The following is a 19,368-nucleotide window of genomic DNA, read 5'->3' as shown; positions in this document are numbered from 1 at the left end:
CCCTAATTGGGAGACCGATGGTCGCCTGGGCGCGTCTCGCGTCATAACAACCGGATTGAATTTCATGCGTCTCGCCAAGACCGGCGCTTTCCAGAGACTGGACCGGCCGGGTGGCGTCTCCCGCGCCAGCCATCTTGCGACCCTTGCGCTGACGGGCGCGGTCATGGCCGCCTGCACAACCCCCGCGCGGCAGGTCGAGGTCAAGTTACCCGACACCTATGAGGCGTCGACCAGCGCGCCGCTGGCGTCGCAAGCGCTGGACCAATGGTGGACCCAGTTCGGGGACCCAGCTCTGAACGATCTGGTCAGCACGGCCCTCGCCCAGAGCCCCGACGCTCGGCTGGCCGCCGCGCGACTGGAGGAAGCCCGCGCCATCCGACAAGGTCAGGTGCGGCAGATCTATATCCCGCAAACTCCGCTCGTGGGCTCCGCCCAACGCACCGACACCGACATCATCGACCAGAGCGGCACTGGCGGCTTCACCCAGGGTGGGGTGAGCAAGACCTACTCCGCCAATTTCGACGTCTCCTGGGAGCTGGACCTGCTCGGACGCCGCAACGCCGCGCTGCGGGTCGTCAAGAACGACATGGCGGCCGCCCGCTTTGCCTATGAGGGCGCTCGCGCGGCGCTCGCGGCCAATGTGGCCCAGTCGTATTTCGAGGCGCGCGGCCTAGCGGTGCAACTGGAAGACGCGCGTGAGAGCGTTCGCATCGCCAAGGCGCTCTCTGATGTCGCCCTTGAGCGGGGCCGTCGCGGGCTGACCGCGACGTCGGAGGGCGAGCGCGCCGCCGCCGACCTCGCTCAGGCCGAAGCGCAGGCCGCCGCCTTGGAGGCGCAACTTCGTGGCGCGCGACGCACGCTCCTTGTCCTGGTCGGCAAGGGCGTCGATCCGCTGGAGACGCTGGCCATCAGCCCTGTGCTGGCCAAGCCGCCCGCCGTCCCAGCCGCGACGCCTGGTCAGTTGCTGGCGCGGCGCCCCGACGTGCGCGAGGCCGCCGCGCGTCTGGCCTCGGCGTCGGGCAATCTCAACATCAGCGAGCTCGCTCTGTTCCCCACCCTGACGCTGACGCCGGGCGTGGGGATTTCCAAGGCGATCAGCCCCAGCTTCCTGAACCCGGGCGCAGAGACCTCGACGACGAGCTCGGCCTGGACGATCGGGGCCAACCTGTCGGTTCCGGTCCTGAACATCCCCAAGCTGATGGCCGACATCAAGGCTAGCGACGCCCGCGTCGAACAAGCCGCCATCACCTACGAGAAGGCCGTTCAGACCGCGTTCGGCGAAGCCGACAACGCCCTGGTGCAACTGGCCGCAGACGAACAACGCGTCGCGTTGTTGTCGGCGGGCGAGCGTCGCGCGGCGGCCGCCTATGAGGCTAGCCGCAAAGGCTACGCGGCCGGACTGACCGACCTGACCACGGCGCTGCAGGCCGAGCAGGCCTGGCGGAACGTCCGTTCCGCCGCAACCGGCGCCCAAACCCAGGCGCTGCAACGCGCCGTGCAAACCTACAAGGCGCTCGGCGGCGGATGGTCGCCCGAGACCGTCCCGACCAAGGCTTCCGCGCAGTGAGACCCGCTCCGATGACGACCCGCTATCTGATCGCCACCGCCTTGGTCTGCGCTGGGGTGGGATTGACCGCCTGCGGCGGCAAGAAGGACGCCTCCGCCGAAAAGGCGCCCGCCGCCGCCTCGGCTCGAACCGTCAGCGTCGGCAGCGTTGAGACCCGCCCGCTCGGGGGCGGAGTCGAAGCGTCCGGCCTCTTGGTCTCCCGCGAGGAAGCCGCTGTGGGTTCGGAGCTGACAGGCTACCGCGTGGCGCGGCTCTACGCCGACGAGGGCGATTGGGTCCGGGCCGGCCAGCCGCTGGTGCAGTTGGACGACACCCTCCTCCGCGCCCAGATCGATCAGCAGGCCGCCGTGACCGCCCAGGCCCAGGCCGAGGCGGCGCGGGTGTCCGGCCTCGACGGCCAGGGCGTACTGAGCCAGGAGCAGATCGAAACCCGTCGCTACCAGGCCAAGGCCCAGGAAGCGGCGCTGAAGGAGCTGCGGACTCGCGCCTCGCGGATGACGATCACCGCGCCCGTCAGCGGCCGGGTGCTATCGCGCGGCGTCCAGCCGGGCCAGATCGCGGGTGGCGGGACCTCACCCTGGTTCACCATCGCCCGAGACGGCCTAGTCGAGCTGGAGGCCGAGGTGAACGAAGCCAACCTCGGCGGCATACGCCCCGGGCAGTCAGTGGCCGTCTCACTGCCCGCTGGACAAGCATTGACGGGCGTCGTGCGCCTGGTCAGCCCGCGAGTCGACAGCGCCAACCGCCTTGGCAAGGTCCGCATCCGCCTGCCCGTCCGCCCCGATCTGCGCCCCGGCGGCTTTGGCCGCGCCACCTTCGGAGCCTCAGGCGCGCCGGTGACCGCCGTGCCGGAATCGGCGATCCGCTATGAGGCCGACGGCCTGTTCCTGATGACGGTCGACAGCAACAACCGCGCCCATCAGGTGGCGGTGAAGATCGGCCAAAAAGGCGGGGGCTGGGCCCAGCTGGTCCAAGGCCCGCCTGCGGGCACGCGGATCGTCCTCGGCGGAGCCTCGTTCGTCACCGACGGCGACGTCGTGCGTCCCGCGCCGGCCCAGCAGGCGACGCGCTGATGACCCAGACCCACAACATCGACGAACATCCGACCGGACAGTTGCGAGTCTCGGCCTGGGCGATCCGTAACCCGATCCCCGTCGCGGTGATGTTCATCGCCCTGCTGATCGCCGGCGTCGGGACCTATCTGGGCCTGCCGATCAAGCAGTTCCCGAACGTCGAATTCCCCGCCGTCACCGTGACTGTGACCCAGAGCGGCGCCGCGCCTGGCGAGATGGAAACCCAGGTCACACGTCCCATAGAGGACGCGGTCGCCAGCATCTCCAACGTCAAGACCATCCGCTCCTCGGTGGTCCAAGGCGCCTCGACCACCACGATAGAGTTCAACCTCGGCGAGGACCTGCAGAAGGTCACCGACGAGGTGCGCTCCAAGGTGGACCAGACTCGCGCCGTCCTGCCGCGCGAGGTCGACGAACCGATCGTCCAGCGCCTGGAGATCACCAGCGCGCCGATCATCACCTATGCGGTGTCGGCGCCGGGCATGAGCACCACGGACCTGTCGTGGTTCATCGACGACACCGTCACCCGCGCCCTTCAGGGTGAAAAGGGCGTGGCGCAGGTGGCGCGGGTGGGCGGCGTCGATCGCGAGATCAATGTCATCCTCGATCCCGATCGCATGGCTTCGTTCGGCGTCACCGCGCCTCAACTGAACCAGGCCCTCGCCAGTTTCAGCGTCGACGCCCCGGGCGGTCGGGCCAACGTCGGCGGGCGCGAACAGACCCTGCGTGTGCTGGGGGCGGCGACGACGATCGAGCAACTTCGTCAGATCACCATTCCCATCGGCGGCGGGCGCTATGTGAAGCTGACCGACGTGGCCCAGGTTGGTCAAGGCTCGGAAGAAGAACGTGGCTTCGCGCGCCTGGATGGTCGTCCCGTCGTCGCCTTCCAGGTGATGAAGACCCGTGACTCCAGCGATGTCGCCGTCGAGGATCGCGTGAAGGCCGCCGTAGACCGCCTGGCTGAAAAGACTCCGGGCGTCACGTTCGTGAAGATCTTCTCGACCGTCGACGAGACCCGCGCCAGCTTCAAGGCTACCGAGCATACGCTGCTGGAGGGCATGCTGCTGGCCTCGCTCGTGGTGTTCCTGTTCCTGCGGGAATGGCGCGCGACGTTGATCACCGCCATCGCCATGCCCGTGTCGCTGGTGCCCACCTTCGCCTTCATGGCGTTCATGGGCTTCTCGCTGAATGTCGTGACTCTTCTGGCCCTGACCCTAGTGATCGGGATTCTCGTGGACGACGCCGTGGTCGAGATCGAGAACATCGAAAAGCGGGTGGCGCGCGGACAGAGACCGTATCAAGCCGCCGTCGAAGGCGCGGACGCCATCGGCCTGGCGGTCGTGGCCACGACCTTCACGATCGTGGCGGTGTTCGTCCCGGTATCGTTCATGCCCGGCATGCCTGGCCAGTTCTTCAAGGAATTTGGCCTGACGGTCGCTGTGGCGGTGCTGTTCTCGCTGGTCGTCGCGCGCCTGCTCACGCCACTGCTGGCCGCCTACTTCCTCAAGCCAGCCAAGGCGCCCCAACCGCGCAAACCGTTCAAGGGCTTCTATCGCACTGTCCTGGACTGGTCGCTCGACCACCGGATTCTCGCCTGTGTCATCGGCGGCGTGATCTTTGTCGGCTCCATCATGCTGGCCGGTCTGCTACCGACCGCGTTCCAGCCGGCCGCCAACAACAACTATTACTACCTCAAGGTCCAAGGGCCGCCCGGCGCGACCGTCGCTGACATGGATCGCACCGTGCAGGCGGTGACCACGATGTTCCGCAAGCGCCCCGAGGTGACCAACGTCTTCGCCCAGGTCGGCTCGAACATCGGCAGCGGCTGGGGCGGTCAAAGCAGCGCCGACATCCGCGACGCCACGATCACCATCGTCCTGAAGGGCGACCGCGATCTGTCGGTCACGGAGATCAAACAAGAGGTTCGCGCCGGCCTGCGCGACATTCCCGACGCCCGCGTGAACCTCTTGGGCGACTGGGGCTCGTCAGAGGTCCAGACCATTCTGGTGTCCGAAGACGGCCCGCTGCTCGAGCGGACCGCGGCCAAGATCGAGCGGGAGATGCAGGGTCTGTCGACCGTGGCCGACCCGCGCCCCTCTTCACCGCCCAGCGGCCCGGAGATCCTGATCCGCCCCAAGGCTGACGAAGCCGCGCGCCTGGGCGTCAGTTCGGCCGATATCGCCGCCATCGCCCGCGTGGCCACGGTGGGCGACATCGACGCCAACGTCGCCAAGATGACTCAGGGCGAGCGTCGGATCCCGATCCGTGTCCGCCTTCCCGCCGAGAGCCGCCAGGACCTCGACGCCCTCGGCGCCTTGCGCGTGCCAACGGCGAACGGCGGCAGCACCCGGCTCGACACGGTCGCCGACCTGTCGTTCCAGGCCGGTCCGGCCAAGATCGACCGTTTCGCCCGCCAGCGACAGGTCACCATCGAGGCCGATCTTAACAACGGCGCCCAGTTGGGCGAGGCGATGTCCGACGTCGGCAATCTGCCCACCATGAAGAACCTGCCTCCAGGCGTCGGCCCCGCCTCCGCCGGCGACCAGGAAGCGTTCGTTGAGCTCTTCAGTGGCTTCGCGATCGCCCTGCTCTCGGCGGTCGGCCTGGTGTTCGGCGTGCTGGTGCTGCTGTTCCGCAGCTTTTTCAAGCCGATCACGATTTTGTCCGCCTTGCCGCTGGCCATTGGCGGCGCGTTCTTCGCCCTGCTGGTCATGGGCCAGTCGCTGTCGATGCCGTCGCTGATCGGCTTCCTGATGCTGATGGGCCTGGCCGCCAAGAACTCGATTCTGCTGGTCGAGTACGCCATCGAACAGGAGCGCGCGGGCATGAGCCAGCGCGAGGCCATCCTCGACGCCTGCCACGAACGGGCGCGTCCGATCGTGATGACCACCTTGGCGATGATGGCCGGCATGCTGCCGACCGCCTTGGGGATCGGCACCGGCGCCGAGTTCCGTCAGCCCATGGCGGTCGCGGTGATCGGCGGCCTGATCACCTCGACCGTACTGTCTCTGGTGCTGGTGCCTGTGGTCTACGAGATCGTCGACGACTTCGAAATGTGGCTGAAGCCGAAATTGGGTCGCGTGATCACGCCCCGCGAGGCGCCGAAGGGTGCATCGACGCCTTAGCCGCGCTCACCGAAAGCGCGGTCGCTCGTCTCATGGGCTTGGATGAGCGACCGCGCCTCAGGGTGTGTGCTTGGCAAGGCTAGTCGCGCCTGGGCGCGTAGCTTAGCCGGCACACCGTCCAGCCGTCTTCACGGCCCATTTCAAACTTGCCGCCCAACTGCTGAGCCATGGCGCGGACGATCCTGAGCCCCAAGCTCTTGGACCGGGCGGGGTCGAAATCGGCGGGAGGACCCGCGCCGTCGTCGCGGACGGTGAGAACATGGGTCAGGCCGGACTGGTCCAACCGGACCTCAACACGACCTGAGCCCCCTTCCCCAAACCCGTGCTCGAGGGCGTTGTTGAAGCTTTCCAGCATCACCAGCGTCACAGGCGTCGCCTGGTCCGGATGAAGGGGGTGCTCACCGCCTTCAATGGCAAGCCGGATCTTCGCTCCTGCGGCGGCGGCGGCGCCCGCCAGAACAACCTCCGCGAACGTCCGGAAGGGCGCAGGTTCGCCCACGGCGTTGTGAAGCTCTCTCTGGATCTTTGCGATCAGCTCGATGCGCCCACCGGCCTCGGCCAGGGCGTGGCGAGCGTCCTCATCCTGGATCCCCGAACCTTGCAGCCGCAGCAGGGCCCCACGACCTGGAGATTGTTGCTCACCCGGTGATGCAGCTCGCGATAGAGCAGGTCCCGGCTCTCGGCCAGGGCCGCGTAGCGGCCGCGCTCCTCCTCCAACTGTCGCAAGGCCTTACGCATGCCGTCGATGAAGAAGATATCGACCGCCACGACGAAGCCGTAGAACGCCAGCGCTACGGTCGTAGGAAAGCTGATCTTGAGGGTATGGAACGGCGGAATGAAGAAGTACCAGGCCGTGACCCCTGACAGCACCGCGCACAAGATGGACGGGCGTAGGCCGACAAAATAGGCGGTGATGACGACCGCCGGGAAGAAGGTCAGGTACGGAAAGCCCGGCGGGAACCAGTCGTTCAGGGCATAGCGCAACGCCCAGGCCACTAGCGTCGCCAGGATGGCGAACACATAGCCACCGACCTTTCCGCGAATGAGCGTGCTAACGGTCAAGCTTTCCCCCGAGGTGTTATTTCCTCAGCGAAATGTGCCTTGGCGTCAAGCCGGTAGCCGACATAGGGCCAAGCCTGCCCCATCAAGCAAAAGGCCCCGGAGAATGCTCTCCGGGGCCTTCGCTTAGATCAGTTCAGCGTGCACTGAAGATCGTTGGATTACTCAACGATCTTGGCCCGCCAGAAGCGCGATGCGCTTCTGGCGAACTAAGCATGGTCGCGATGATCGTTATTCAACGATCTTCGCGACGACGCCGGCGCCGACGGTGCGGCCGCCTTCACGGATGGCGAAGCGCAGCTTCTCTTCCATGGCGATCGGGGTGATCAGCTCGACGTCCAGCTCGGCGTTGTCGCCCGGCATGATCATTTCCACGCCTTCGCGCAGCTTGATGATGCCCGTCACGTCCGTCGTGCGGAAGTAGAACTGCGGACGGTAGTTGGTGAAGAACGGAGTGTGACGGCCGCCTTCTTCCTTGGTCAGGATGTAGGCTTCGGCCACGAACTTGGTGTGCGGCGTGATCGAACCCGGCTTGCACAGCACTTGGCCGCGCTCGACGTCTTCACGCTTGGTGCCGCGCAGCAGCACGCCCACGTTGTCGCCGGCTTGACCTTGGTCCAGCAGCTTGCGGAACATTTCGACGCCCGTGCAGGTCGTCTTCTGGACCGGACGGATGCCGACGATTTCGACTTCTTCACCGACCTTCACGATGCCGCGCTCGACGCGACCGGTCACCACGGTGCCGCGGCCCGAGATCGAGAACACGTCTTCGACCGGCATCAGGAACGGCATGTCGACGGGGCGTTCCGGCTGCGGGATGTAGGCGTCGACCGAAGCCATCAGCTCCAGGATCTTCTCTTCGCCGATTTGCGGATCACGACCTTCAACGGCGGCCAGAGCCGAACCCTTGGTGATCGGAATGTCGTCGCCCGGGAACTGGTAGCTGCTCAGCAGCTCGCGCACTTCCATTTCGACGAGCTCCAGCAGCTCTTCGTCGTCGACCATGTCGACCTTGTTCATGAACACGACCAGAGCCGGCACGCCGACCTGACGGGCCAGCAGGATGTGCTCGCGGGTCTGCGGCATCGGGCCGTCAGCGGCCGAAACCACCAGGATCGCGCCGTCCATCTGCGCCGCGCCCGTGATCATGTTCTTCACGTAGTCGGCGTGGCCGGGGCAGTCGACGTGGGCGTAGTGACGGTTGGCCGTCTCATATTCCACGTGCGCGGTGTTGATCGTGATGCCGCGGGCCTTTTCTTCCGGCGCCGCGTCGATTTCGTCGTACTTCTTCGCCGTCGCACCGCCCGACTTCGCCAGCGTCATCGTGATCGCGGCGGTCAGCGTCGTCTTGCCATGGTCAACGTGACCAATGGTGCCGATGTTGCAGTGCGGCTTAGTGCGTTCGAACTTTTCCTTGGCCATCTTCTTAGCTCCAGGACCCCAGAGGGGCCTTTAATTGGTTGAACTTCTGGGGTGGGCTGGAAGGGGCCAAATGCGGCCCCTTCCCAATTCTCACCGAAACCTTCTCCCGAGGGAAAAGAGTTAGGCGTACTTCTTGATCACTTCGTCGGCGACGTGTTGCGGCACCGGATCGTAGTGGTCGTAGACCATGCTGAACTGAGCGCGGCCTTGCGACATGCCCCGCAGGGTGTTCACGTAACCGAACATGTTGGCCAGCGGGACGTAGGCGTTCACGACAGTCGCGTTGCCGCGCATGTCTTGCCCCTGGATCATGCCACGGCGGCTGTTCAGGTCGCCGATGACCGAGCCCAGATATTCTTCCGGCGTCACGACCTCGACCTTCATGATCGGCTCGAGCAGCTTCGGAGCGCCCTTTTCGCGCAGCTCCTTGAAGGCGGCGCGGGCGGCGATTTCGAAGGCCAGGACCGACGAGTCGACGTCGTGGAACTTGCCGTCCGTCAGGGTCGCCTTGAAGTCGATCAGCGGGAAGCCGGCCAGCAGACCGCTGTCCTTGACCGATTCCAGGCCCTTCTGGACGCCGGGGATGTATTCCTTCGGCACGGCGCCGCCGACGATCGCGCTTTCGAACACGAAGCCCGAACCCGGCTCGCCCGGCTCGAAGGTGATCATGACGCGGGCGAACTGGCCCGTACCACCGGTCTGCTTCTTGTGCGTGTAGTCGATGTCGACCTTGCGGCCCAGCGATTCACGATAGGCCACCTGCGGCGCGCCGATGTTGGCTTCGACCTTGTAGGTCCGCTTCAGGATGTCGATCTTGATGTCGAGGTGCAGCTCGCCCATGCCCTTAAGGATCGTCTGACCGCTTTCGAAGTCGGTCGAGACGGTGAAGGACGGGTCTTCGGCGGCCAGCTTCTGCAGGGCGACGCCCAGCTTCTCCTGGTCGGCCTTCGACTTGGGCTCGACGGCGATTTCGATAACCGGAGCCGGGAATTCCATGCGCTCCAGGATGACCGGCGACTTCAGCGGATCGCACAGGGTGTCACCCGTGCGGGTTTCCTTCAGGCCAGCCAAGGCGACGATGTCGCCGGCATAGGCTTCCTTGATGTCTTCGCGGTTGTTGCTGTGCATCAGCAGCATGCGGCCGACGCGCTCGCGCTTGTCGCGCGTCGAGTTCAGCAGCGACATGCCGGTTTCCATCTTGCCCGAGTAGATGCGGCAGAAGGTCAGCGAACCGACGAAGGGGTCGTCCATGATCTTGAACGCCAGAACCGACAGCGGCTCTTCGTCCGAGGCCAGACGGGTGGTCTCTTCTTCGGTCTTGAAGTCGATGCCCTTGGTCGGCGGGATGTCCACCGGCGACGGCAGGTAGTCGACGACGGCGTCGAGCAGGGGCTGCACGCCCTTGTTCTTGAAGGCCGAGCCGCAGAGGATCGGATAGAACGCGCCGGTCAGAACGGCCTTACGAATGCACTTCTTGATCGTTTCGATCGAGGGCTCTTCGCCGCCCAGATAGGCTTCCATGGCCTCGTCGTCGAGCTCGACGGCGTTCTCGACCAGATAGGCGCGGGCCTCGACGGCCTTGTCCATCAGGTCGGCGGGGATTTCTTCGTCACGGTAGGAAGCGCCCAGGCCGTCGTTGTCCCAGACCACGGCCTTCATGCGGACGAGGTCCACGAGGCCCTTCAGGTTCGACTCGGCGCCGATCGGGAATTGGATCGGAACGGCCTTCGCGCCCAGACGGTCGCGGATCGACTCGACCGACTTGTCGAAGTCGGCGCCGATCTTGTCCATCTTGTTGACGAACACGATCCGCGGAACCTTGTACTTGTCGGCCTGGCGCCAGACGGTTTCGGTCTGCGGCTCGACGCCGGCGTTACCGTCAAGCACCGTCACGGCGCCGTCGAGGACGCGCAGCGAGCGCTCGACTTCGATGGTGAAGTCGACGTGCCCGGGGGTGTCGATGATGTTGAGGCGCTTTTCGTTCCAGAAAGCGGTCGTCGCGGCCGACGTGATCGTGATGCCGCGCTCTTGCTCCTGCTCCATCCAGTCCATGGTGGCGGCGCCATCGTGAACTTCACCGATCTTGTGCGACTTACCGGTGTAATAAAGGATCCGCTCGGTCGTCGTCGTCTTGCCCGCGTCGATGTGGGCCATGATGCCGAAGTTGCGGTAGTCTTCGATTTTATGCGTGCGGGGCATAGCGATCGCTCTGCGAAACGGGACGGCCCAGGACGGACACGACCGGGATTAAACGTGCGGCGCGGGCGGTTTATCTCAAACCGCCCGCGCCTGAAAGAGTGCTGATAAGAAAGGTTACCAGCGGTAGTGCGAGAACGCCCGGTTGGCTTCAGCCATCTTGTGGGTGTCTTCGCGCTTCTTCACGGCGCTGCCGCGGTTGTTCGAGGCGTCGAGCAGCTCACCAGCCAGCTTTTCGGTCATGGTGTTTTCACCGCGCTTACGAGCGGCGGTCACCAGCCAACGGATGGCCAGGGCGCGGCGACGGTCCGGACGGACTTCAACCGGCACTTGGTACGTGGCGCCGCCGACGCGGCGCGAGCGGACTTCGATCGCCGGAGCGACGTTGTCCAGAGCAGAGTGGAAGGTTTCAAGCGGACCTTGGTCCTTACGCTTGGCTTCCAGGATGTCGAAAGCACCATAGATGATGTTTTCGGCGACGGCTTTTTTGCCCTCGTACATCACGTAGTTCATGAACTTCGTGACGACCAGATCCCCAAACTTGGGATCCGGCAGGACTTGGCGTTTCTCGGCGCGACGGCGGCGGGACATCTTCTTCTATTCCTTACTTCGGACGCTTGGCGCCGTAGAGCGAACGACGCTGCTTACGATCCTTGACACCTTGGGTGTCGAGGACGCCGCGCAGGATGTGATAGCGGACGCCGGGCAAGTCCTTGACGCGGCCGCCGCGGATGAGCACCACCGAGTGCTCCTGCAGGTTGTGGCCTTCGCCCGGAATGTAGCACACGGCTTCGATGCCGGTGGTCAGACGGACCTTGGCGACCTTACGCAGAGCCGAGTTCGGCTTCTTCGGGGTCGTGGTGTAAACGCGGGTGCAAACGCCGCGACGCTGCGGGCAGCCCTTCAGGGCGGGCACCTTGTTCCGCACCGGCTTCGGAGAGCGCGGCTTACGGATGAGCTGGTTAATGGTAGGCATTAAGTCTCTGCTCTGATGGAAGCGTGTGCCTTTCGGCCGGGGCGCTTCAGGTCCTTGTCTTTGTTTTTCGGCTTTTCAAGGCTCAGCTAAGAGACCCGATAAACACGAAACTCGCCGGAGCGCAGGAAGCACACCGGCGGGTTCAGGTTCCCGGCCAAACAAAAAGCCCGGCAGGAACGGAAGCTCATCAGGACGGACGCGAACGGCCGCCTCGAAAAAGAGCGCGGTATTTACTCGCGAAGTGGTCCAGCGTCAACCGCCTGTTCCCGCGTCGGTTAACGCCGCCTTAAAGCCCCAATCCAGGCCCTGATTTCGCCACTTGAAGCTGTGCAGCTTCACCGATGAGGGAGTCGCTTGCCTTGGCCGCCAGACGCGCCATTTGGGGAGGTGGCAAGAGGCCCGCGAGGGGCAGGAGCAGGGGTGAGCGTCAGGACAGGATATAGCGTCGACAGGCGGCGCCGCGCGGCCATCGTCACCGGCTCATTGCTGCTGCACGTCGCGCTGCTGGCCTGGCTGGCGATCCCGACGCCCCCGCTGCTTCAGGCGTTTTCGGAAGACGACCTGCCGATCATGACGCTCGAACTCGAACGGCCGACGCCTCAGGCAGCGCCAAGGCCGCGTCCATCGCCCGTCGCGGCGACCGCACCGCCCACCGCCCTGCCTTTCACGGTTCGTGCGCCCAAGCAGCCCGTCCCTGCGGGAACGCCAACCCTGGAGGTTCCGGCCTCGGGCCTGACGCGTCCCGGCGTCGCCATCCGCCCCGCGCCCTTGCCGGGCGAAGGCGCCGGGGACCTGCGCACGGCCTTGCGCAACAGCGCCACCGGCTGCGTCAGCGCCGACGCCGTCGGTCTCAATCGCCGCGAGCGTGAAAAATGCGACGAGCGCTTCGGCGCGGCCAAGGCCAAGGGACAACCGCTGGATGGCATGGACGCCGGTAAGCGTCGGATGCTCGACGCCCAGGCCGCCGACCAGGAGTCCGGTCGCCGCTACCGGGATGCGCCCATGGGGCCCGGGGTCGATCACCGCAGCAAGGACCAGCCAGGCACGATGAAGGAAATCCCGTTCGTGCTCGGGGCGCAGCAGGACGGCCTCGGTCGCGAGCGCAAGTCGGTGGTCAACGAGATCCGCAAGAATCAGGACTTGGAAAAGCGGGCGACCAAATTCCTCGAGCTTCAGAAGAAGCAGGGCGGCGGAAAGCCCTAGCGCCCGGCCAGCGTGACGAAGCCGTGCGCCTCGGCCAGAGTCGCCTCTCCCGTCGCGATCCGCGCCAAGGGGTTGGGCCTGGGTTCGGCGACCTTGTGCAGGGTGTTGCGGTCGACATGCCGGAATGGCTCGTCTCGGCCCCGCACCTTGAGCATCGTGGTCGAGACATAGGACCAGCCGCCGTCGGCCTCGAAGCGAACGTCCAACTCGTAAGAGTCCGTGCGGAACGCCCACTCCAGGAAGTCGGTCGAGCAGATGCCGTAGCCCGGCGCGCCGCGCTCGGCCCGCACCAGAATACCGGCTCCATCCGGCGACGCCTGACCGCCGGCCAGCGCCGTCTGCCCCCGGGGCAGCGCCAGCGTCTGCATGATCAGACCCGTCGCCGGCTCCCACAGCCAGTAACCGATCTGGTCGTGGAAGGTGCTCTCTTCGTCAGAGGCCACGATATGGACGTGATAGCGCAGACCATAGAGCAGCTGCGGACCGTTGGCCTGCGGGTCGATCGGCTGCATCTCGATGCGCTCGAGGAACTCGCGACGCTCGGGACCGTCGGCCTTCGGGTTCAGGTCCACGCCCTTGAGACCCTCCCAGACACCCGCCAGCCGCCGCAGAGGACCCAGATTGGCGAGGGTGTCGGGATCAACGTCTTCCGGTTCGGTGAAGATGTCGTCGGGAAAATCGCGCATCGCGTCCAGGCTCCGGTCAAGCTTGGCCAGGGTCTAGAGCCTTTTCGGTGGCAAGGAAATCGACGGACGCAAAGATCGCGACGCCGAGCGTCGCCCGCCTCGATCTTGACCGACCGCGCCACCGGCCTAGGCTCGCCCCATGACCCGTAAGATCCTCGCCGCCGTGGCGCTCGCCCTGTTCCTTCCCTGGTCCGCGCAGGCCGCTGAGTGGCCGACAAAGACCGGTGACTTCATCGCCCGAGACGTCGCCTTCAAATCGGGCGAGACGCTGGCGGAGGTGCGGATGCGCTACACCACGCTGGGCACGCCGCACCGGAACGCCAAGGGCGAGATCGACAACGCGGTGATGGTGCTGCACGGCACGGGCGGTTCGGGCCGAAACTTCCTGGTCCCGATGTTCGCCGATGAACTCTATGGCCCCGGTCAGCCGCTGGACCTGGCGACCACCTACGTGATCTTGCCCGACAACATCGGGCATGGCGGATCATCCAAACCCAGCGATGGGCTGCGCATGGCCTTCCCGCGCTACGACTACGACGACATGGTCGCGCTGCAGCATCGACTGCTGGTCGAGGGCCTGGGCGTCAAGCGCCTGAAGCTGATCCTCGGAACCTCGATGGGCTGCATGCACGCCTTTGTCTGGGGTGAAACCTATCCAGGCTTCGCCGAGCGCCTGGCGCCGTTCGCGTGCAACGCCGTCGCCCTGGCCGGCCGTAACCGCATGTGGCGCAAAATGGCGATCGACGCCATTCGCGCCGACCCGGCCTGGATGGGCGGCAACTACACGACCCAGCCCCTGGCGGGCCTGCGCACCGTCATAGACCTGCTGATCCTGGCGGGCGCGAACCCTGTCGCGCAGCAGGCTCAGTATCCGACGCGCGAGGCGACCGAAAAGGCCTTGGACCAGGCGTTCAACGCGCGGATCGGGGCGATCGACGCCAATGACGCGCTCTACTACATCGACGCATCGCGGAACTATGACCCCTCCCCGGCCCTGGAGAAGATCACCGTGCCGGTGCTGTGGGTGAACTCCGCAGACGACTTCATCAATCCGCCGGAGCTCGGGCTCGCCGAACAGCTCGTCAAGCGCATGCCCAAGGCTCGCTTCGTGCTGATCCCGGCGTCGACTGAAACCAGGGGCCATGGCACGCATACGGCGGCGAAGTTCTGGAAGGCGGATCTGGCCAAGCTGCTTGCGCAGTAGGGCTAGCTTGAGGCGGAGGCTACTATGAAGGCCTATCTCGTTCTGGACTTCGCTATCCGCGATGCAGCAGGCTTCATGCCCTATGTCACGGCGATCCCGACGCTGATTGAGAGACATGGCGGGCGCTACATCGTTCGCGGCGAGTCGCCGACCATCATCGAAGGCGATTGGGCGCCGGAACGGCTGGTGATTCTGGAATTCCCATCACGGGCGGACGCGCAGCGCTTTTTGTCAGACCCTGAGTCCAAGGCCCTTTTTGCTGTACGCCACGCGGCAACCGATGGCCGCCTAGTTCTTGTGGATGGCTGCGACTGAGCGGCCCAAAGAAAAAAGCCCCGCGCCGTGAAGACGCGGGGCTTTCGATGTCAGCAGGCCTGAAGAAAGTCAGGCGATCTTTTCGACCTGATTGTACTCCAGCTCGACCGGCGTGGCGCGGCCGAAGATCGAGACGGTCACGCGCAGGCGCGACTTCTCTTCGTCGACATACTCCACCGAGCCGTTGAAGCTGGCGAACGGGCCATCCGTGACGCGGACGTTTTCGCCGACTTCGTACAGCACCACGGCCTTGGGGGCGGTGACGCCCTCCTCGATGGCGCCGACGATGCGCTGAACTTCCTTCTCGGAGACCGGCATCGGCTTGGAGCCGCTGCCCAGGAAGCCCGTCACCTTCGGCGTGTTCTTGATCAGGTGGTAGGCTTCGTCCGAGAGGTTCATCTTCACCAGGACATAGCCCGGAAAGAACTTGCGCTCGGCGTTGACCTTGCGGCCACGGCGGATCTCGACGACCTCTTCGGTCGGGACGAGGATTTCCGAGAAGTTCTCTTCCAGGCCCTGGTTCTTGGCCTGCTCGCGGATGCTCTCGGCCACCTTCTTCTCGAAGTTCGAGTAGGCGTGGACGATGTACCACTTGTGGTTCGGGTTGGACGCGGTTTCGGTGCTCATCGTCTCTATCTTATCCCGCGGTCGCCAGCTTGAGCAGCTGGTTGATGGCGAAGCCAATGCCGCCGTCCACGGCGGTGAAGAACAGCGAAGCCAGCACCACCATGATGAAGACCATCACCGAGGTGATCCAGGTCTCCTTGCGGGTGGTCCAGGTGATCTTGCGCGCTTCGGCGCGAACCTCGCGGAAGAACTGCACCGGGTTGGTGCGCTTCTTCGGGGCGGGGGCGGCCGCGCCGGACGTCGCGCCGGCGCCCGCAGGCGCCATCGCCGCGGCCGTCTTGGCGGCGCGGTTCTTCATCGCGGACGGGCTGGATCCCGGTTTCCTGGCCATGCTCTTGAGGCTCACGACTTTCTAAATGACCCAGGTCGACAAGCGACCCGGTGGCCAAAACGATCGGGCCGAAACACCGACCCGTCGGAAACATATAGTGGCAGGAGTGGAGGGACTCGAACCCCCGGCCCTCGGTTTTGGAGACCGATGCTCTACCAGCTGAGCTACACTCCTGCGGACCGACCGCCCTTTCGGGCCGACGGACATCCGGAGACAGACAGCGCGCCGGAAGCCTTCAAGCCTCGGCGCGCCTGTCTCTGTCGCCAGAGCCGCGCCATTTAGCAGGGTCGCACCCGCCCGGCAAGCGGGGGGCGACGGATTGACGACTTTGCGCGGCTCGTCTCGGCCTGCGGACGCCTGCGCCAGCCGACACGAGCTCTGACAATGGGGATCCTGAAAGGCTCTGGCGCGTTTCCGGCTCATGCCTACCGTATCGAATCCTCCCACGTCGGACCGCGCCTCGAATCGCGAGGTGGAGCATGAAAACATGCGCCCGGCGCGTTCAGGCGAGGCGCCCCGTCCAGCCACTGAGCCAAAGGGCGCAGCAGAGAGCACCCGCTCACCGGAAACCCGGACGGATCCAGGTTCCGGCGAGGCCTGAACGCACTCCCCGCCGCAAGAAAGCGGCGGAGCGCCTTAATCGAGCGCTAGCCAGCCTTGCCCGGCTTGGCCGATGCGTCCTTATCTGTCGAGGTCGTGGCGCTGGACGGAATGCTGGCGCCGCATTGAATGCCCAGATACGACCACTTCACGTTCGTCAGCTCACGACCGCACTGCGTGTTCTTCCCCATGTCCTTGCCTTGCAGGGAAATCGCCACGCCCTTGCTGAGATCGGGGGCCGGGCTTGCCGAACTGATGTCGTAATAGCCGCCGCCTCGCCCCTTCACGACCAGGCAATTGGTGTTCTCGACCGGCCGGACACAGCCCGACGCGGTGACAGGCGAGCCTTCCACGACAACTTGTTGCGCCTGCGCCACCTTGGACTTCGCGCCTTCACTGCAACCAGCCAAACCAAACGCTAACAGACCGGCCGCCGCGGCGGCCCCTATGAACCTAACCCGCATACGTTCCTCCGTATCGTTGGCTTCGCGAACGAAGCAAACCGAAGTCTGCGCTTCGTTTCGGAGGGCGGCAATCTTATTTTCGCCATTTTTGAAAAATGGGTTCGTATGTTTTTAAATCTCTGCTTCTGACGATCGACGCGAATTTGGAGAGCAAAGACCGTCTCTGATCTGAAATTTTTGACTTCCAGAATTCCCCGATACCCGATCCAACGCTCATTCATTGAAACAAATGTTCGCAAACCCAAGCACGGATTGACCGACAATCTAACAGGGTCAAAGCGCGCCCCTCCCCACCCGAGGGAGTTTTTCCAAAGCCGGCATTAGACAACCGGCGTTGACATCAAGACGGGCTTCCTCACATGAGACGAGCGTCGCCGATGGGCCTGGGCGGCATTCTCGCGCGCCCCGTGGCGCGACCGCCTTTTCCGCGCCGAGCGCGCCAGCGACACGAAGAGTTAAGATGACGGCCACCGCGACCGCCGCCGTGAAGGAAGCCCCGTACTTCGTCGAGAAGGTGCTGTGGGTGAAGCACTGGACCGACCGTCTTTTCAGTTTCGCGATCACCCGGCCGGCCAGCTTCCGTTTTCGCTCCGGTGAGTTCGTGATGATCGGCCTGCCGCCCCGCGAAGAGCTCGGCGAGAAAAAGTCGATCCTGCGCGCCTATTCGATCGGCTCGCCGTCCTTCGCCGAAGAGCTCGAATTCTTCTCGATCAAGGTCCCCGACGGCCCGCTGACCTCGCGTCTGCAGCTGATCCAGGAAGGCGACGAAATCCTGTTGGGCAAGAAGCCGACCGGCACCCTGGTGCTGGACGCCGTCCGTCCGGGCAAGCGCCTGTTCCTGTTCGGCACCGGCACGGGCCTTGCCCCTTGGCTCTCGGTGGCCCGCGACCCCGACGCCTACAGCCGCTTCGAGCGCGTGATCGTCGCTCACGGCGTGCGCGAGGTGAAGGAACTGGCCTATCGCGACCTGTTTACGCGCGACATCTTCGAGGATCCGCTGGTGGGCGAAGAGGCGCGCGCGCAGCTGACCTACTATCCGACCGTCACCCGCGAACCATTCGAACGCCAGGGCCGCTTCACCGATCTGATCACCAGCGGCAAGCTGTTCGCCGATCTGGGGATTGCGGGCGGCAAGTTCGATCCCGAGCACGATCGCGCCATGCTGTGCGGCTCGATGGCGATGATCAAGGACACTGCGGCCCTGCTCGAATCCCAGGGGCTCAAGGAAGGCTCAAACGCCGAGCCCGGCGATTTCGTGATCGAGCGCGCCTTCGTCGGCTAAGGTCGGCGCATGAGCGACTCTCCGCCCTCCAGCCTCAGAAACCTCACCGTCGAAGAGGCGCGCCGTCGCGTCCTCGCGGGCGTCGCGCCCCTGGGGCTCGAGACGGTTCCCCTCGCCGAAAGTCTGGGACGCGCGCTCGCTGAGCCCATCACGGCACAGCGTCCGCAGCCGCCGTTCGACGCCTCGGCCATGGACGGCTGGGCGATCCGGCGCAGCGACTACGCGCCTGGCGAACGCTTGGTCATCGTGGGCGAAAGCGCGGCCGGAAAGGCCTTTTCCGGACATCTCGGCGCGCGACAGGCCGTGCGCATCTTCACCGGCGCGCCCGTTCCGTCCGGCGCGGACCTTGTGATCCTACAGGAGGAGGCCAAACGCGACGGCGACGCCGTCTGGTTCGAGGCCGGCCCCGAACCCAAGGCGAATGTCCGCGCCGCAGGGGGCGACTTTCAGGCCGGCGACCGCCTCCTGGATTCCGGCGTGGTCATTGATCCCTGGCGACTCTCGCTGATTGCCGCCTCGGGACTCTCCGATGTCGCGGTCGCGCGGCGCCCGCGCGTGGCGATCCTGGCGACCGGCGATGAGCTTGCGCCTCCCGGCGGCGCGCCCCGCCCCGATCAGATCTTCGAAAGCGGCTCCTACAGCCTGGCGGCGCTAGTCCAGTCCTGGGGCGGGCAGGCTGTGCGGCTGAGCGCACAGGGGGATGACATCGAAGCCATCGCTGCGGCGATCGCGCCTGTGCAGGCAGACCTGATCGTGACCGTCGGCGGCGCTTCGGTCGGCGATCACGACCTCGTCAAGCCCGCCCTGCGGACTCTCGGCCTGGAGCTGGTCGTCGAGACCGTCGCCGTGCGCCCGGGCAAACCGACTTGGAGCGGATCTCTCGCCGATGGCCGGCGCGTGCTCGGCCTGCCTGGCAACCCGGCCTCGGCCCTGGTCTGCGCGGAGCTCTTTCTGCGTCCGTTGCTGGCGGCTTTCACCGGCGTCGATCCGGAGATCCGCCTTCGCCCGGCCTGCCTCGCCGAACCGCTTCCGGCCGGCGGCCCACGCGAGCACTGGATGCGGGCCGCGCTGTCCATCGATCCTGATGGGCGAATGCTCGTGACGCCCTTCCCCGATCAGGATTCCTCGCTGGTCGGGGTGTTCGCGCGCGCCGATGCTCTACTACGCCGTCGAGCGGGTACGCCGGCCGCCGCGAAAGGGGACATCGTGGACGTTCTGCCCCTTCCGCGAGGCTGAGG

Annotated in this window: 16 protein-coding genes, 1 tRNA gene and 2 pseudogenes; 9 read left to right on the top strand and 10 right to left on the bottom strand. The window is 65.4% G+C overall.

Annotated features, from left to right (window positions below):
• The first annotated feature begins 55 nt into the window (after positions 1-55).
• Genes CSW63_RS05575 through CSW63_RS05565 form a run of 3 tightly spaced genes read left to right on the top strand, consistent with a single transcriptional unit; the run spans position 56 to position 5,765 of the window.
• On the top strand, positions 56-1,567 hold the full coding sequence (locus CSW63_RS05575) for an efflux transporter outer membrane subunit (protein ID WP_168193605.1): 1,512 nt from the start codon (positions 56-58) through the stop codon (positions 1,565-1,567).
• On the top strand, positions 1,525-2,640 hold the full coding sequence (locus tag CSW63_RS05570; protein ID WP_062096174.1) for an efflux RND transporter periplasmic adaptor subunit: 1,116 nt from the start codon (positions 1,525-1,527) through the stop codon (positions 2,638-2,640). The genes CSW63_RS05575 and CSW63_RS05570 overlap by 43 nt, the downstream gene beginning before the upstream one ends.
• Entirely contained in the window at positions 2,640-5,765 is a 3,126-nt protein-coding gene (locus CSW63_RS05565) for an efflux RND transporter permease subunit (RefSeq protein ID WP_099502729.1), read from the top strand. The genes CSW63_RS05570 and CSW63_RS05565 overlap by 1 nt, the downstream gene beginning before the upstream one ends.
• A gap of 79 nt (positions 5,766-5,844) precedes the next feature.
• Here CSW63_RS05565 and CSW63_RS05560 read toward each other — a convergent pair.
• The 5 genes and pseudogenes from CSW63_RS05560 to rpsL form a co-directional block, all read right to left on the bottom strand.
• A pseudogene (locus CSW63_RS05560) lies at positions 5,845-6,827 on the bottom strand (sensor histidine kinase).
• Between the two features lie 228 nt (positions 6,828-7,055).
• A complete protein-coding gene (gene tuf, locus CSW63_RS05555; RefSeq protein WP_010919120.1) occupies positions 7,056-8,246 on the bottom strand; it encodes an elongation factor Tu in 1,191 nt (396 codons plus the stop codon).
• 120 nt (positions 8,247-8,366) lie between these two features.
• Positions 8,367-10,445: an elongation factor G gene (gene fusA, locus CSW63_RS05550; RefSeq protein WP_062099009.1), complete on the bottom strand. Its 2,079-nt coding sequence runs from the start codon at positions 10,443-10,445 to the stop codon at positions 8,367-8,369.
• A 114-nt stretch (positions 10,446-10,559) separates the two neighbouring features.
• On the bottom strand, positions 10,560-11,033 hold the full coding sequence (rpsG, locus tag CSW63_RS05545; RefSeq protein ID WP_099502731.1) for a 30S ribosomal protein S7: 474 nt from the start codon (positions 11,031-11,033) through the stop codon (positions 10,560-10,562).
• Positions 11,034-11,046: 13 nt separating this feature from the next.
• Positions 11,047-11,418 carry a 30S ribosomal protein S12 gene (gene rpsL / locus CSW63_RS05540; protein WP_004624021.1) on the bottom strand — a complete coding sequence of 124 codons (372 nt, stop codon included), beginning with the start codon at positions 11,416-11,418 and terminating at the stop codon, positions 11,047-11,049.
• A gap of 23 nt (positions 11,419-11,441) precedes the next feature.
• On the opposite strand from rpsL, the gene CSW63_RS05535 reads away from it, so the two are divergent.
• Together CSW63_RS05535 and CSW63_RS05530 are read left to right on the top strand one after the other, a co-directional pair.
• The gene (locus tag CSW63_RS05535; RefSeq protein WP_082749695.1) at positions 11,442-11,708 is read left to right on the top strand and encodes a hypothetical protein; all 267 of its coding nucleotides are present in this window, start codon (positions 11,442-11,444) and stop codon (positions 11,706-11,708) included.
• A 130-nt stretch (positions 11,709-11,838) separates the two neighbouring features.
• The gene (locus CSW63_RS05530) at positions 11,839-12,621 is read left to right on the top strand and encodes a hypothetical protein (RefSeq protein WP_099502733.1); all 783 of its coding nucleotides are present in this window, start codon (positions 11,839-11,841) and stop codon (positions 12,619-12,621) included.
• Here CSW63_RS05530 and CSW63_RS05525 read toward each other — a convergent pair.
• Positions 12,618-13,307 (bottom strand): FABP family protein, encoded by a 690-nt coding sequence (locus tag CSW63_RS05525; protein ID WP_062099013.1) that lies wholly within the window; start codon positions 13,305-13,307, stop codon positions 12,618-12,620. The two genes, CSW63_RS05530 and CSW63_RS05525, sit on opposite strands and share 4 nt — an antisense overlap.
• Positions 13,308-13,446: 139 nt before the next feature.
• Here CSW63_RS05525 and CSW63_RS05520 point away from each other — a divergent pair, with 139 nt between their 5' ends.
• Together CSW63_RS05520 and CSW63_RS05515 are read left to right on the top strand one after the other, a co-directional pair.
• Complete coding sequence (locus CSW63_RS05520) at positions 13,447-14,511, top strand: alpha/beta fold hydrolase (protein ID WP_062099015.1); 1,065 nt, start codon at positions 13,447-13,449, stop codon at positions 14,509-14,511.
• A gap of 24 nt (positions 14,512-14,535) precedes the next feature.
• Entirely contained in the window at positions 14,536-14,826 is a 291-nt protein-coding gene (locus tag CSW63_RS05515; RefSeq protein WP_062099017.1) for a DUF1330 domain-containing protein, read from the top strand.
• A 69-nt stretch (positions 14,827-14,895) separates the two neighbouring features.
• On the opposite strand, the gene nusG is transcribed toward CSW63_RS05515, so the two are convergent.
• From nusG to CSW63_RS05490, 4 genes are all read right to left on the bottom strand, one after another.
• Complete coding sequence (gene nusG, locus CSW63_RS05510) at positions 14,896-15,453, bottom strand: transcription termination/antitermination protein NusG (protein ID WP_062099019.1); 558 nt, start codon at positions 15,451-15,453, stop codon at positions 14,896-14,898.
• 10 nt (positions 15,454-15,463) lie between these two features.
• Complete coding sequence (secE, locus tag CSW63_RS05505; RefSeq protein WP_062099021.1) at positions 15,464-15,784, bottom strand: preprotein translocase subunit SecE; 321 nt, start codon at positions 15,782-15,784, stop codon at positions 15,464-15,466.
• A gap of 98 nt (positions 15,785-15,882) precedes the next feature.
• Positions 15,883-15,958 (bottom strand) — tRNA-Trp (locus tag CSW63_RS05500).
• 473 nt (positions 15,959-16,431) lie between these two features.
• On the bottom strand, positions 16,432-16,848 hold the full coding sequence (locus CSW63_RS05490) for a hypothetical protein (RefSeq protein WP_062099025.1): 417 nt from the start codon (positions 16,846-16,848) through the stop codon (positions 16,432-16,434).
• Between the two features lie 359 nt (positions 16,849-17,207).
• Between CSW63_RS05490 and CSW63_RS05485 the strand changes: the two are divergent.
• Together CSW63_RS05485 and glp are read left to right on the top strand one after the other, a co-directional pair.
• Positions 17,208-18,130 (top strand): annotated as a pseudogene (locus CSW63_RS05485) (ferredoxin--NADP reductase).
• A gap of 9 nt (positions 18,131-18,139) precedes the next feature.
• On the top strand, positions 18,140-19,366 hold the full coding sequence (glp, locus tag CSW63_RS05480; RefSeq protein WP_062099028.1) for a gephyrin-like molybdotransferase Glp: 1,227 nt from the start codon (positions 18,140-18,142) through the stop codon (positions 19,364-19,366).
• Positions 19,367-19,368 lie beyond the last annotated feature (2 nt).

The organism is Caulobacter sp. FWC26, assembly GCF_002742645.2.
Taxonomy (GTDB): Bacteria; Pseudomonadota; Alphaproteobacteria; order Caulobacterales; family Caulobacteraceae; genus Caulobacter.
The sequence above is the reverse complement of the archived record's forward strand: the minus strand, read 5'-3'. Positions and strand labels throughout refer to the sequence as shown.